The organism is Halegenticoccus soli (assembly GCF_002844195.1).
GTDB lineage: Archaea > Halobacteriota > Halobacteria > Halobacteriales > Haloferacaceae > Halegenticoccus > Halegenticoccus soli.
Map to the genome: position 1 here is coordinate 14,317 of NZ_PEND01000003.1, position 13,739 is coordinate 28,055.

The 13,739-nt window shown below is 63.2% G+C and carries 12 protein-coding genes; 4 read left to right on the top strand and 8 right to left on the bottom strand.

Annotation, left to right across the window (positions count from 1 at the left end):
- Positions 1-87: 87 nt before the first annotated feature.
- On the top strand, positions 88-1,437 hold the full coding sequence (locus CNO20_RS08740) for an aspartate aminotransferase family protein (protein ID WP_101295774.1): 1,350 nt from the start codon (positions 88-90) through the stop codon (positions 1,435-1,437).
- Here CNO20_RS08740 and CNO20_RS08745 read toward each other — a convergent pair.
- Positions 1,432-2,724 carry a glutamine synthetase family protein gene (locus CNO20_RS08745; protein WP_101295775.1) on the bottom strand — a complete coding sequence of 431 codons (1,293 nt, stop codon included), beginning with the start codon at positions 2,722-2,724 and terminating at the stop codon, positions 1,432-1,434. The two genes, CNO20_RS08740 and CNO20_RS08745, sit on opposite strands and share 6 nt — an antisense overlap.
- A 142-nt stretch (positions 2,725-2,866) precedes the next feature.
- Here CNO20_RS08745 and CNO20_RS08750 point away from each other — a divergent pair, with 142 nt between their 5' ends.
- Together CNO20_RS08750 and CNO20_RS08755 are read left to right on the top strand one after the other, a co-directional pair.
- A complete protein-coding gene (locus tag CNO20_RS08750) occupies positions 2,867-3,502 on the top strand; it encodes a type 1 glutamine amidotransferase (protein ID WP_101295776.1) in 636 nt (211 codons plus the stop codon).
- A gap of 164 nt (positions 3,503-3,666) precedes the next feature.
- Positions 3,667-4,986 carry an aminotransferase family protein gene (locus tag CNO20_RS08755; RefSeq protein ID WP_101295777.1) on the top strand — a complete coding sequence of 440 codons (1,320 nt, stop codon included), beginning with the start codon at positions 3,667-3,669 and terminating at the stop codon, positions 4,984-4,986.
- Positions 4,987-5,111: 125 nt separating this feature from the next.
- On the opposite strand, the gene CNO20_RS08760 is transcribed toward CNO20_RS08755, so the two are convergent.
- From CNO20_RS08760 to CNO20_RS08775, 5 genes are all read right to left on the bottom strand, one after another.
- Positions 5,112-5,621, bottom strand: coding sequence for a hypothetical protein (locus tag CNO20_RS08760; RefSeq protein ID WP_101295778.1), 510 nt, complete (start codon positions 5,619-5,621; stop codon positions 5,112-5,114).
- Between the two features lie 7 nt (positions 5,622-5,628).
- Positions 5,629-7,230, bottom strand: coding sequence for a sodium/proline symporter (locus CNO20_RS08765; protein WP_101295779.1), 1,602 nt, complete (start codon positions 7,228-7,230; stop codon positions 5,629-5,631).
- Positions 7,231-7,234: 4 nt separating this feature from the next.
- Complete coding sequence (locus CNO20_RS23280; RefSeq protein ID WP_199174776.1) at positions 7,235-7,405, bottom strand: hypothetical protein; 171 nt, start codon at positions 7,403-7,405, stop codon at positions 7,235-7,237.
- Between the two features lie 250 nt (positions 7,406-7,655).
- Positions 7,656-8,177, bottom strand: coding sequence for an Lrp/AsnC family transcriptional regulator (locus CNO20_RS08770; protein ID WP_101296181.1), 522 nt, complete (start codon positions 8,175-8,177; stop codon positions 7,656-7,658).
- Positions 8,178-8,451: 274 nt separating this feature from the next.
- Entirely contained in the window at positions 8,452-9,801 is a 1,350-nt protein-coding gene (locus CNO20_RS08775) for an aminotransferase family protein (protein WP_101295780.1), read from the bottom strand.
- Between the two features lie 165 nt (positions 9,802-9,966).
- On the opposite strand from CNO20_RS08775, the gene CNO20_RS08780 reads away from it, so the two are divergent.
- On the top strand, positions 9,967-11,445 hold the full coding sequence (locus CNO20_RS08780) for a CoA-acylating methylmalonate-semialdehyde dehydrogenase (RefSeq protein WP_101295781.1): 1,479 nt from the start codon (positions 9,967-9,969) through the stop codon (positions 11,443-11,445).
- 237 nt (positions 11,446-11,682) lie between these two features.
- On the opposite strand, the gene CNO20_RS08785 is transcribed toward CNO20_RS08780, so the two are convergent.
- Together CNO20_RS08785 and CNO20_RS08790 are read right to left on the bottom strand one after the other, a co-directional pair.
- Positions 11,683-12,939: an ArgE/DapE family deacylase gene (locus CNO20_RS08785; RefSeq protein ID WP_101295782.1), complete on the bottom strand. Its 1,257-nt coding sequence runs from the start codon at positions 12,937-12,939 to the stop codon at positions 11,683-11,685.
- Complete coding sequence (locus tag CNO20_RS08790; protein WP_101295783.1) at positions 12,939-13,682, bottom strand: SDR family oxidoreductase; 744 nt, start codon at positions 13,680-13,682, stop codon at positions 12,939-12,941. The genes CNO20_RS08785 and CNO20_RS08790 overlap by 1 nt, the downstream gene beginning before the upstream one ends.
- Positions 13,683-13,739 lie beyond the last annotated feature (57 nt).

The window sequence follows — 13,739 nt, forward strand, 5'->3', positions numbered from 1 at the left end:
AACCTCAGCCCCTCGATGCTGGACCCACCTCCGCCCACGCTGACCGCTGCCGGTCCGAACCGCCTACGAACGCCTACCCGAAACACCATGCAACTCTGGCCAGACATCGAATCCGAGTACGTCGAACGAACGCCGACCAGCGAGAGACTTCACCGCGAGACCCGCGCGCACGTGCCTGCGGGCGTCGCAAGCACCTTCCGGAACTGGGACCCCCACCCGCTCTTCGTCGAGCGCGCGTCGGGCGTCCACCTCTACGACGTCGACGGGAACGCCTACCTCGACTTCGCACTCAACAACGGCGCGGCGATGGTCGGCCACGCTCATCCAGCCGTCAACGAGGCTGTCGCCGACCAGCTAGGCGACGGGACGCTCTACTGTCACCCGCACGAGCTCCTCTCGGAGGCCGCCGTCGAAATAAAGCGGCGGTGGGACCCGATTGACCTCGTCCGCTTCACGAACAGCGGCACCGACAGCACCATGCACGCCATTCGCGTCGCTCGCGCGTACAGCGGCCGGGACAAGATCCTGAAGATAGAGGGGTCGTACCACGGTGTCCACGATTACGTCCTCATCAGCAAGTCCACCCCCGAGGGGAAGTGGGGACACCCGAAGCGCCCGGCGAAGCTCGTCGAGAGCGCGGGTGTTCCGGAACAGGTCGCCGAAACCGTCGAAGTCGCGCCGTTCAACGACCTCGAGGCCGTCGAGTCTATTCTCCGCGAACACCGTAACGAGATCGGCGCCGTCATCGTCGAACCGATCGTGATGAACGTCGCCGTCACCCAGCCGCGAGAGCGGTTCCTGCACGGCCTGCGCGAGCTCTGCGACGAGTACGGCCTGGTCTACATCTTCGACGAAGTGAAGACCGGCGCAAAGGTCGCGCCGGGGGGCGCGGCCGAGTACTACGGCGTCGAACCGGATCTCGTCGCGATGGCGAAGAGCATCGGCGGCAACTTCCCCGTCGGCGCGTTCGGCGGCAGCGAGGAGATTATGCGGACCATCGAGGACGACGCCGCCCACTTCGGCACCTACAACGGTAACCCGCTCGTCCTCCGCGCGCTCGTGACCGTCCTCCGAGACGTGCTCACCGACGAAGCCTACGAGCGCGCGTACGCCCTCGGCGACGCGCTCGCGCAGGGGTACGAGGACGTCATGGAGGACGCCGGTCTCGTCGGCCACGTCGATCAGGTGACGACTCAGGGAACCGCCGTGTTCACCGACCACGAGATCCGGAACTACCGAGACTTCCAAACCCACGTCGATCCAGACCTCCAGGAGAACTACTTCTTCGGGATGCTCAACCGGGGCGTCATGGCCCAGCCCCACGGCATCGCCCAACAGTGGACCATCAGCGTCCAGCACGATCGAGCGTACGTCGACGAGCACCTCGAAGCGTTCAAAGATCTCGCTCCGCGACTCGCGGACGAACAGTCGCTATAGCGTTTCGACGTACTGCTCGCGCTCCCAATCTGTCACGTGGTCGTTGAACGCCCGTAACTCGCGCCGCTTCGTCGCGGCGTACGCCGCGGTTACTTCCCTCCCCAGCCGCTCGGAAAGTTCTTTGTCGGCTTCGAGCGCTCGAAGCGCCCGCGTGGGTGACCGGGGCAGCTCCGGACAGTGACCGACAGGATCACCGGTGACGGCCGCTTCGGGCTCCAGTCCCTCCTCGACGCCGTGCAGCCCCGCCGCGATCGTGCTGGCGATGACGAGGTAGGGGTTCGCGTCGGCGCTGGCGATCCGATTCTCCAGCCTGACCGTCCCGGGCGGAACTCGGATCGCCGTCATTCGGTTGTCGTAACCCCACGAGGCGGTGTACGGTGCGAACTCCTCCGGCGCGTAGCGCTTGAACGCGTTGATCGTTGGCGTTCCGAGCGCCGCGAGCGCGTCGGCGTGCGCCAGTAGCCCGCCGACGAAGTGGCGGCCGGTCTCGGAGAGCTCTCCCTCCGCCCCTTCGAAGACGTTTTCGCCGCCCTCGAAGGCGCTAACGTGGAGATGGTAGCCGCTTCCGGATCGATCACCGAACGGCTTCGCCATGAACGTCGCCCACTGATCGTGGTGGCGGCCCGCCTGCTTGATGAGCCGCTTGAAATCGAACGTCGTGTCGGCTTGAGCGAGCGGACGCCCGTAGTCGAACAGTATCTCGAGCTGACCCGCGCCGTGCTCGTGTTGAAGCGAATGCAGGTCGATGCCGTATCCGGCACACCACTCGGTCACAGTGTCATAGAACGGTGCGATCTCCTCGGTCGCCCACGATACGCACTCGTGTTTGTGGTCAGTACACGGCGTGTAATCCTCGTCCAGGAGGTAGAACTCGAGTTCGCTGCCGACGAAGAGGTCGAAGTCGACGTCCGCAGTCTCGATAACGCGCTTGAGCGCGGTTCGGGGCGCCGCCTCGACCGGTTGCCCGTCGCGGGTGAAATCACACAGAACGCGCGCCGCGTTCTCGCGCCACGGGAGCACCCGGAACGTCGACGGATCGGGTCGGACCGTTCCGTCGCCGTAGTCTATCTCTTCGCCGAGCCCCGTGCCCTGCGGCACGTCGTTTCGCGGCGTCTGTACGAGCAACAGGAGATTCATCGGAAACCCCCCGTCCCAGTGCTCGATGAAGTACTCCGCGGCGATCTGTTTCGACCGCGAGATGCCGTTTACGTCCGCGAACTCGACGAACACGTGCTCGATACCTTCCTCATCGATGCACGCACGCATCCGTTCGCCGTGATCGGTCATGGCGTCCACCGCGCGGACGCGCGGCGAGGTTGTACCGCAATTGCCGTCGACGTAGATTCGTTCCCTATCATTCGAAGTCCCCGACTCCTGTACAACTACGTTCGAAAATATTATATTTTGTCCTCACGCGTTTCAAATCGTGATGCTACTCGTTCTCGACAACGAGGTCAACCCGGACTACCGGTACCTCGGACCGGAGATCGTGCGCCTGCTCCCCGGCTCGGAGTACCGCGTCTTCGCGGACGATCCGACCCTACCGTCACTCGACGGCGTGGATGGCGTCGTCCTCTGCGGGAGTACAGCCAGCGTCTACGACGCGGACCACGACGGGTGGCTCGACCCCCAGCGCGAGCTCGTCCGTCGCTGCATCGACCGCGAGGTTCCCCTCCTCGGCGTCTGCTTCGGACACCAGCTCGTCAACCAGGCGCTCGGCGGCGAGGTCGCGAAGGACGAGCGCCGCGCGACGTTCGTCGAGATGACCGAACTGGACGCTGGGGACGCCGTCCTCGCCGGCGTCGAGCCGGTCGTCCCCGTCCTGCACGCGGATCTAGTAACCGAACCCGGTGCGGGGATGGTATCGACGGCGAGCACCGACTACAACGACTACTTCTGTACCCGTCACGAGAGCGCGCCGCTCTGGACTGTCCAGTTCCACCCGGAATTCACGGAGCGGGTAATGGATCGCCCGAGCGACTGGTCGAACGGCGAACACTCGTTCGAGGATTCGACGGCGACGCGCGTGCTCGACAACTTCGCGGCGCGCTGTCGCGAATGCTGAAAATTCGTCACGACGTTCAGCTGTCTCTACTGCTTTACGAGGATCCGCGTTTTTGCTCAATTTAAGAGTGAACGCCAAATACTCACATATACGTCGAAAATATGGGTGGTGGTCGAACGCTGTTTAAATAAACATTTATATCTCGGGACAACAATCACTGCCACATGTCTCCTCAGGACACGGCACTGCAGGTCGACGCGGCAAACATCCCGCACTGGTACGATCCGGACGGCGAGGTCCTCACGCTCGCGGACGGGGAGGGGGTCCGCGTCCGGGACGACGACGGCGACGAGTATCTCGATTTCAGCTCGCAGCTGTACTGCACGAACCTCGGGCACAGCGAGGACTCGATCGTTCAGGCGATGGTCAAACAGGCCCGGCGTCTCCCCTACGTCTCCTCTGCAAAGCGTTCCCCTCCGCGCGAGGAGTTAGCGACCCGCCTCGCCGAGATCGCCCCCGGTGACCTCTCGCACACCTTCTTTTCGATATCGGGGAGCGAAGCCAACGAAGTCGCCGTCCAGCTCGCCCGCGAGTACAAGGACGCGTCCACGGTGCTCACGCGCTGGCGCTCGTACCACGGAGGAACGTACGGCGCGGGGAGCCTCACGGGCGATCCGAACACGCGCGCCACGGTCGAGCGCCACGCGGCCACCACCGGGGCCGCGAAGTTCCTGCCGCCGCTTCCGCGGGCTTTCGACACCGAGGATCCCGAAACGCTCGCTCGGCGCGCGGGCGAGCATCTCGAGTTCGTCATCCGAAACGAGGGGCCCGACTCGGTCGCCGCGGTGCTCGTCGAACCGGTGGCCGGGAGCAGCGGCGCATTCCCCGCCCCGCCGGGATATTTCTCCCACGTCCGGGATCTCTGTGACGAGTACGACGTCGCGCTGATTGCGGACGAGGTCATCACCGGATTCGGGCGGTGCGGAGAGTGGTTCGGAATCGAAACGGAGAACGTCGATCCCGACATCCTCACGTTCGCGAAGGGGATCACGGGCGCGTACGTCCCGTTGGCGGGCGTCATGGTGCGGCCGGAGCTCGCAGCCTTCGTCCGCCGGGAGGGCTTCGACCTCGGGCAGACGTTCGGCGGTCACCCGATCGCGTGTGCGGCCGGGATCGCCGCCATCGAGGCGTACGCCGACGGCCCGATCGAGAACGTTCGGGAACTCGAACCTGTACTCCGAGACGGACTGGAGGAACTCGCCGCAGCCCACGACGTCGTGAGCCGCGTTCGGGGTCGCGGCTTCCTCTGGGGAATCGAGTTCGCTCACCCCGAAACGGGCGAGCCGTTCCACGATCCGCGCGTCGACCAGGGGACCAACCCGGTCTCGGACGTTCTGAAAGCTGCTCGGGAGAGAGGCGTGCTCTTCGGTGGCGGTCGCCCGTCGTTCCAAATCATCGTCGCACCCCCGCTGGTGGCGACCCGGACGGACGTAGAGCAGGCGGTCGAGGCTCTCGACGAAGCGATCGAGGCGGGTTTCGAATAACGATGGAGAACGGACCGCGCGTCGAGATCCGGTCTGACGCGGTGTATCTCGTGTCGTAACCTCCTCGAGGCGTTCTCTCGGCCGTGGAGTGTTCGAGGTGCGTCGAGAGCCGAGAGCTCGTTCGGTTATCTTCGCGTATCGAGGTAGATGCGATGGAACTTACCGCTGACGCCGTCGACGACGTAGTCGTACTCGTCGCCGGAGACGGTCGTGCACTCGAGAGCGTGAAACGGCCGATACAGGAGCGCCCGTGACAACGCTCGCAGCGTCGGCGTTCGGACGAGTTTGAGCCGCTGTTGTGTGACCTCGAAGAGATACGTTCGCGCAGCGCTCTCTACGTCTGCGACCGAGTGCGGCGTCGAAAGGACGTTCTGCTGCGGAACGGAGCGCTGTTCGGGCGTCGGTTGTTCGTCGACGAGGAGCTCTTTTTCGTTGATGAGATCCACCGCACAGGTGACCTTCTCGCGAAAGGAGTTGAGGAGTGCCTCCGCTCGCACCTCGAACGCGAAGACGCCGTACGGGTAGTACAGTATCGAGTGCGGTGTCGCACGGTCCATGCGCTCGTCGGATTCGACCAGCGTCCGAGCGGCCTCGGCCGCGTCGACGCGCAGCGGAAACGACTCGATTGTCTCCATGGATCCCTCAGTCGGCGGTCGGGTGGTTCCCTCGCGAGGTCGGCGGAGCGGTCGGTTCGGACACCCGCTCGAGGTGTTTCGCAATCGCCGTCGCCTCCGGTGCGAGTGACGGCGACGACTTTTCCGCCGTGCCGGCCGGTGCGCCGATCGCGTCGCGTGCGGCTCGGATCTCCGCGATCACCTCTTTGTCCGGGGGTTCGGTGAGGAGCGTGACGACGACAAGCGACGCGACGGAGAGAACGAGGCCGGCGAAGAACGGGTGAATCGCCGTCGGCTCCTGGAGGTTCCACGCCGTCCAGACGATGTTCGTCCCGGCACCGCCGACCATCCCCGCGAGGGCACCCGGCCAGTTTGCACGATCCCAGTAGACGCCGGCGACGTTGGGAACCAAGAATGCGGTTCCGAGCCCGCCGAACGCAAAGATGACGAGTTCGAAGATCCCCGGCGGCTGAACGGCGGCAACGGCGATTCCGGCGACCCCGATCGCGAGGACGAGCGCGCGTGACCACACGAGCATTTGTCGATCGGCGAGGTCTCGTCGGCTGAACCGCTGGATGACGTCGCGCGACAGGATCGATCCAGCCATGATGAGCAGCGAGTCGGCCGTGCTCATGACGGCTGCCATGAGCGCGGCGAGCACGATCGCCGCGACGACAGTCGGTAGCAGTTGGAACGCGAGCGTCGGGATTGCCATCTCCGGGTCGCCCAGGTTCGGGAGAAGGACGATCGCAAGGAGGCCGAGCAGATAGGGTTGATAGACGAAGAACGTGTTGTAGAACACGTTCCAAACCGTCGCCTTTTTCGTCGTCTCGGCGTCCTTCATGCTGAGGTGCCGGACGACCGCGTGAGGGAGTCCCATGTACCCGATCGCATAAATGAGGACTGCGCCGGCGATGACCCCGAATTCGCCGGCGTGCTCCAGCCCTTTCCCCCAGATCGAGAGGTAGGTGGGGTCCTTCGCGGCGATGCGATCGAACAGGGGCGTGATTCCGCCGACGGACAGCACCCCCGAAACGAGGATCAAGTTGATCCCGACCGCCATCACGATAGCTTGAAACGCGTCGGTCCACGCGACGGCCAGGTAGCCGCCGACGAACGTGTACAGGACGATGATACCCGCGCCGATCAGCAAGCCGTACAGAAACGGTAGTCCGCTGATGGCTTCGATCGCTTTCCCGGCGGCGATGAACTGCGCGAAGACGTACGCCGACAGAAACACGATCGCGATCGTCGCACCGACGATTCGGACGCTCGGGTGCGGGTAGCGATCTTCGAGCCACTCGATCGGCGTGAGCGAGCCGAGAGCTTCGGTGATTTGTCGCAGTCCCCGACCGAGAACGCCGAGATTCACTAATCCACCGCCAAAATCGCCAGCCGCATACCAGAGCGCCCAGACGCCCTGTTTGAACGCCAGGGCGGGCCCGCCCATGAACATGAACCCGCTCATCGAGGTCGCCTGTAACGTTAGCGCGGTGACGCCGCTTCCGATCGACCGACCGCCGAGGAGGAAATCGTCCAGGCTGTTCATGTAGCGGTTAGCGACGAACCCGAATCCGAGCAGCGCCAGGAGGTACAGAACGAACGGCACGATGAGCAGCGGGTCCGCCATCGTATCAATCCTCCCGCGCGATCGATCGGCGACGCCTGGATGCGGTCCCTGCGCGCCGTTTCTCCCGGTCGTGTTTGTTCATCCGGTACAGGCTGAGTCCCGCGATCAGCCACCAGAAAGGTATCCAGAAGAAGAGCGCGAGAAACGTTCCGAGCGGGAGTCCGAACACGCTCATCTGCCGTCACCCCTTCTTGGAATATATGCTGGAGAATCCGATCTCAGTTCAATCATCTCCCCCATTTCTGTACGTAACGTGTATTTTGTTCTCATACGGCGATGTATGCGATAGACATTCACACACTATTAAAATTTGCTGAATCGATCAAAGATTAGAGGAGTGTGGCCAGCTCCATCCTTTCACTCAGTTGTAACAGACTTGATCCCGCGTTGAGCGGCGCGTGAACGCGAGGAAGGAAAGAGATTGATCAGTCGGCCTGACTGCCGACGTTGGTCCGCATCTCCTCGGACATGTTCGAGATGACCTTCGGGTCCGTTTTCAGCTCTTTCATGACGAACTGCGACGAGGTCTCGTTGACCCCGTCGATGCTCACGATCTCGTCGATGAGGTCGTTCATCTGCTCGCGGTTCTGGACGCGAGAGATCACCACGAAATCGATATCGCCCATCGTGTAATAGACCTGTTCGACCCCCTTTACCGCGGAGAGGCGCTCACCGATGTCCTCGGCGTATCCGCTTTCGTGGGTGACCGATACGTTCGTGATCACCATCATATTGAGCCCGAACGCGAGCGGATCGAGCGTCGCGGTCACGGCCTTGATCACACCGCGCTCGCGGTGCTTTTTCAATCGGTAGTGGATAGCCGACTTCGAGAGGCCGAGTTCGTCCGCCAGTTCTTCGAGACTCTTGTCGAAGTCGTTCTCGACGTACTCGAGCAACTGGAGGTCTTTTTCGTCGAAGCTGACGTCTCTAGATTCCGAAGAGCTCATCACGACTCCGTTGTCTTCGAACATTATTTAATCTACTGCCAAACAGCTCGACCGATATTCGAACGAGTTCGTCGGCAGCACGGGTGTTGGAGACATTTTCCGAGTTCGCGTTCTCTGCGGACCGGAGATCCCTGTCGCGTTAACCGAGAGCACCGGAACGGGGATTCGACGTACCGTCGGGATCGTTGTAGCGTCTCGCCCGAAACGAGGGCGGTATTGCCCTTTCCCCAGAAACTGACCGCGAGAGCGGTGGGCGGATAGAATGCGGGCGAAGTCACGCGTCCATTGCCGCATCAGATACGTCGAGTGCAGCGTCGAGGGCGTCGACCGCCTCGTCGATCTCCGCTTCCGTAATCGTCAACGGAGGCGCGATGATGAGCGTGTTGATCATGTTGGCGACGTACGCACCCTGCTCGTAGGCCTCCGCAGCGACCTCGTCGACAGTCGTCGATCCTTTCGAGATCTTGTGTTCCCGACGACCGAACGGCTCCCGCTCGTCTTTTCTCTTCGTGAGTTCGATACCGCGGAACAGCCCGACGCCCCGGGTATCACCGACGCTCGGGTGGTCCGTTTCGAGTTCGACTAACCGCTCGCCGAGGTACGAGCCGACTTCGCGGGCGTGGTCGATCAGGTCGTCCTCCTGATACGCTTCGATTGCAGCGAGGCCCGCGGCGACCGCGACGGGGTGTCCCGAGTAGGTGTGGCCGTGGCAGAACATTTCGTCCTCGAAGTGGGCGGCGATCTCGTCCGTCACGATCGTCGCACCTAGCGGCGCGTAAGCGCCGGTGAGACCCTTCGCCATCGTCACGATATCGGGCGTGACGTCGAACACGTCACAGCCGAACCACTCCCCCGTCCGACCGAATCCGGACATAACTTCGTCGCAGATCAACAAAGCGCCGTGTTCGTGCGCGAGTTCCTTTAATCGCGGCAGGTACTCGTCCGGCGGAACGAGAATCCCGTTCGATCCGACGATCGGTTCGACGAGGATAGCCGCGACGGTGTCTCCTTCGAGCATCAGCATCTCCTCGATGTAGTCGAGGCTCTGCATCGGCTCTAGCGTCGAACCGTACGCGTACGGATCCGGGGCTTTGATCATCCCAGGAATACCCGGTTCGGCCATCAACCGACGGGGATCTCCCGTGGCGCTGATGGACCCGTAGGTCGCACCGTGATAGGACCGGTACCTGGACACAATCTTCTGTTTTCCCGTGTAGAAGCGGGCGATCTTGATCGCGGCCTCGACCGCTTCCGTCCCGCTGGTCGAAAAAAAAGTCTTGGAGAGATTTCCGGGGGTGACTTCCGCGAGTTTTTCTCCGAGGCGGGCCCGCGCTTCGGTGGTAAACCCCGGCGCAAAATACGCCCCCTCGCGCGCCTGTGAGGCGATCGCCTCCGCGACCGCCTCAGCCGAATGTCCCAGGTTCGAGCACATGAGCTGCCCTGAGAGGTCGATGCACTCGTTTCCGGCCGCATCCGTGAAACGAACGCCTTCAGCGCGGACGATCTGTGTCGGGCTTACCTCGCTCTGGTACGACCACGTGCCGAACACGAATTCGCGGTCCAGACTCTCGATTTCGTTGAGATTGTCGTCCTGTTCGATAGCGGTCTCCTTCTTGCTAGACATACGCTCCCAGATGCTCCCTCTTTCGTGATTAATCTTTGGTCTACGAGCGAATTCTTGATACAAAATTTACGCCAACGGCTTACTAAGAGGAGAGTGTTCGAACTCATCGAGAGATACTTGAACCGCGACCTAAAGTTTATTGTACGGTGATGTAGATACCCACCCATGGGATCGACAGAGACCCAGTCCGAGCACGAACCGGCCAGGAATTACGTAAACGGCGGTTGGCGGACGCCCGCCGAGGAGGGGCTCGATATTATCAACCCCGCGACGGGCGCCCACCTGAGTACCGTTCCGTTCACATCGCGCGAGGAAGTCGACGAGGTCGTCGCGACGGCACGGGACGCGTTCGAAGACTGGTCGCGGCGCCCGGTCGAAGAACGGATCCAGCCCCTGTTCAGATTCAAGCAACTGCTCGAAGAACGGCAGGACGAGATCGCGCGCACTCTCGTGCAGGATCACGGGAAGACCCTCAAAGAGGCCCGCGGTGAACTTCGTCGGGGAATCGAGAACGTCGAAGTCGCGTGCGGCATTCCGACGACGATGCAGGCGGGGCATCTACCCAACGCGGCGCCCGCGATCGACGAAACGGCGGTCCGAAAGCCGCTCGGCGTCTTCGCTGCGATCACCCCGTTCAACTTCCCGGGGATGATCCCCCTCTGGTTCCTTCCGTACGCGGTTGCGACCGGGAATTCGTTCGTCCTCAAACCGAGCGAGCAGGATCCGCTCACCGCACAGCGGTTGTTCGAGCTGATCGACGAAGCCGGGTTCCCGGACGGCGTGATCAACCTGATCAACGGCGGCGTCGACACGGTCAACGCCCTCATCGAACACGATGACGTCGCGGGGATCTCGTTCGTCGGGAGCACCCCGGTCGCAGAACTCATCTACGAGAAGGCGGCTGCGAACGGGAAGCGCGTCCAGGCGCAGGGCGGCGCGAAGAATCACATTATCGTAACGGAAAGCGCCGACCTCGAGTTCGCCGCGGAGAAAACCGTGAGCTCGGCCTGCGCGTGCGCGGGTGAGCGGTGCTTGGCGAACGACGTCGTCCTCGTCGAGGAATCCGTGTACGGCGAATTTGCCGATCTCGTCGTTACGATCGCCGAGGACCAGACCGTCGGAAACGGCCTCGACGAGGACACCGATATCGGCGCTCTCATCAGCCGCGAGCACGAACAGCGCGTTCGCAACTACATTCAAACCGGGATCGAAGAGGGAGCGACGCTCCTCCGAGACGGGCGTGACGTGACCGTTGCGGGCCACGAAGGCGGAAATTTCCTCGGACCGACGGTCTTCGGCGACGTGACCGAGGACATGGTCATCTCTCGAGAAGAGATCTTCGGGCCGGTCCTCGGACTCTCGCCGGTGGCCGATCTCGACTCCGCGATCGAACGCCTCAACAACAGCAAATTCGGAAACGCTGCGAGCCTGTTCACCACGAGCGGCGTCGATGCAAACGCGTTCAAACACGAGGCCGAAGCCGGCAATCTCGGCGTCAACGTGGGGACGGTCGGTCCGATGGCGTTCTTCCACTTCGGTGGCCGCAAAGCGTCGTTCTTCGGCGACCTCCACGCGCAGGGCGAAGACATGATCCACTTTTACACCGACAAAACGATCTACATCGAACGGTGGCCGGACGCCTGAGATTCCGTCCCTCCGTGGGATCTCGTCCGATCTACGGCGTCCCGACGGTGGAACGAGTGATCAACAGCTCGTCGTCACGGGATACGCACGAGTGAAAGTTAGACCCGCCGCAGGCCTCGTCGTACAGGTCAGAAACGGTCGGAAAATTCGGCGGGTGACGAAGGTATTCTGAGCAGCTTCAAGTCGGGGTTACAGAGATTCAAGGAGAAAGCCCACGACTTCAGTCGTGGGAGGATGTCACCTCGTTAGATCTCCGACGAGTTCCGCCGTCGAGACCGCCATGACCTTCGCCGCGGTGAGCACTTCCTCGACGGGGACGTACTCGTCCGCGACGTGGGCCTGGTCGAGAAGGCCGGGTCCGTACACGATGCACTCCTCGACGCCGGCGTCGTTGACGACGAATCGCTGGTCGTCGGAGCCCGGCGAGATCACGAACTCCGCCTCCCCGTGAAACGCCGCGACGTTCCGCGCGTAGGTCTGGCTCACCTCGCAGTCTCGGGGGACGCTGGTCGGCTCGGCGAACATGATCTCCTCGTAGTCGAGCGATGCGCCGACGTTCGCCTCCGTTTCGGCGATCCGCTCTCTGATCTCGTTGCGGGCGTCCGCGACCGATTCGTCGGGAACGAGGACGCGGTAGAAGGTCGCCGTACAGCGGTCGGGGACGACGTTCTCGGAGTAGCCCGCGTCCACCATCGTCGCCGAAATGTCCGCCCGCCGGGACCCCTCGGGAATGACCGGAAGGTCGGTCGTCCGGCGGTGGAGTTCCTCCCGGTGCTCCTCGACCCGAGTGAGGAAGTCGCTCATCGCCGAGATGGCGTTCGTTCCGTCCTGAGCCATGCACCCGTGGGCTTTCCGCCCGTGGGCGACGACGCGGAACTTCAGAACGCCCCGGTGACCCAGACAAACCCGCGAGGAGTCGAAACACTCGGTGTAGACACAGTAGTCCGTATCGTCGAGATGGCCCTCCCGGACGAGATACCCGAGGCCGGTGAATCCCCCCGTTTCCTCGTCGACGGTCATGCTCTGCGTGATCGAGCCGCCGAACTCGATCCCGGCCGCTTCGAGCGCGTCGATCGCGAGAAGGCTGGCGGCGATGCCGGATTTCATGTCGCTCGCACCACGGCCGTAGAGACGCCCGCTCTCTAGCTGGGCGGCGAACGGATCCCGCGTCCAGTCCGCACCCGCGGGAACGACGTCGTAATGACCAGTGAAGTGGACGTTCGGCCCGTCTCCGAACGATTTGCGCCCGAGGACGTTGACCCGCTCGTAGGCGGTTCGATCGGGGTAGTGACGCTCCACGACCGCCTCGGGCACTTCGACGTACTCCACGTCGTAGCCCCGCTCTGCGAGCGCATTGCCGAGAAACGCCGCTCCTTCGCGGTAGTTTCGGCCCGGCGGGTTCTCGGTTTCGATTCGGAGGAACTCGGAGAGGAAGGTGACGACCTCGTCGCGTCTAGCGTCGACGGCATCGTACACGTCCTGCCGGGCGGTCATCAGATATCTCTCCCTCCGTCGACCTCCAGCGCCGTCCCCGTTATCATCGCTGCGTCGTCACTGGCTAGAAAGACCGCCGCGGCCGCGATATCTCCAGGCACGGCGAGGCGGCCGAGCGGGATCGTCTCCCGCATTCCCTCGACGCTGAGGTCCTCACCGGCGAAGTCTGCCAGCATCGGCGTGTCCGTCGCCACCGGGCAGATAGCGTTCACGCGAACGTCCGGCGCGAGCTCGTAGGCTAACTGCTTCGTCAGCGCGACCATTCCGCCTTTCGACGCGACGTACGCCGAAAGCCCGGTTCGCGGCCGAATCGCCGCGGTCGAAGCGGTGTTGAGGATCGCGCCGCCCCCCTCGCGCAGGTGAGGAACGGCGTACTTAACGCCGAGAAACGCGCTCTTGAGGTTAACGTCGAGAATCCGGTCCCACTCGTCCACCGCGACCTCCTCGACGGGCGTCGCTCGCTGCGGAACGCCCGCGTTGTTGTGGAGCACGTCGAGCCCGCCGAACGCCTCGACGGTCCGGTCGACCATCGCCTCGACTTCGTCGGCGCGCGACACGTCTGCCTCGACTGCGAGCGCCACGCCGCCTTCGCGCTCGATTTCGGTCGCAGTCGCCTCCGCCGCGTCCGCGTCCACGTCCACGCAGGCGACCGCGGCTCCACGCGTCGCGAATCGCCGGGAAACGGCACAGCCCATACCGGACCCCGCGCCGGTCACGATCACCGACTTTCCGGAGAGACTCATACGTTCTCAACCGTGGGTACTGGTATCAAACTTCGGTTCGTCGCCGCGCCCCTTCGT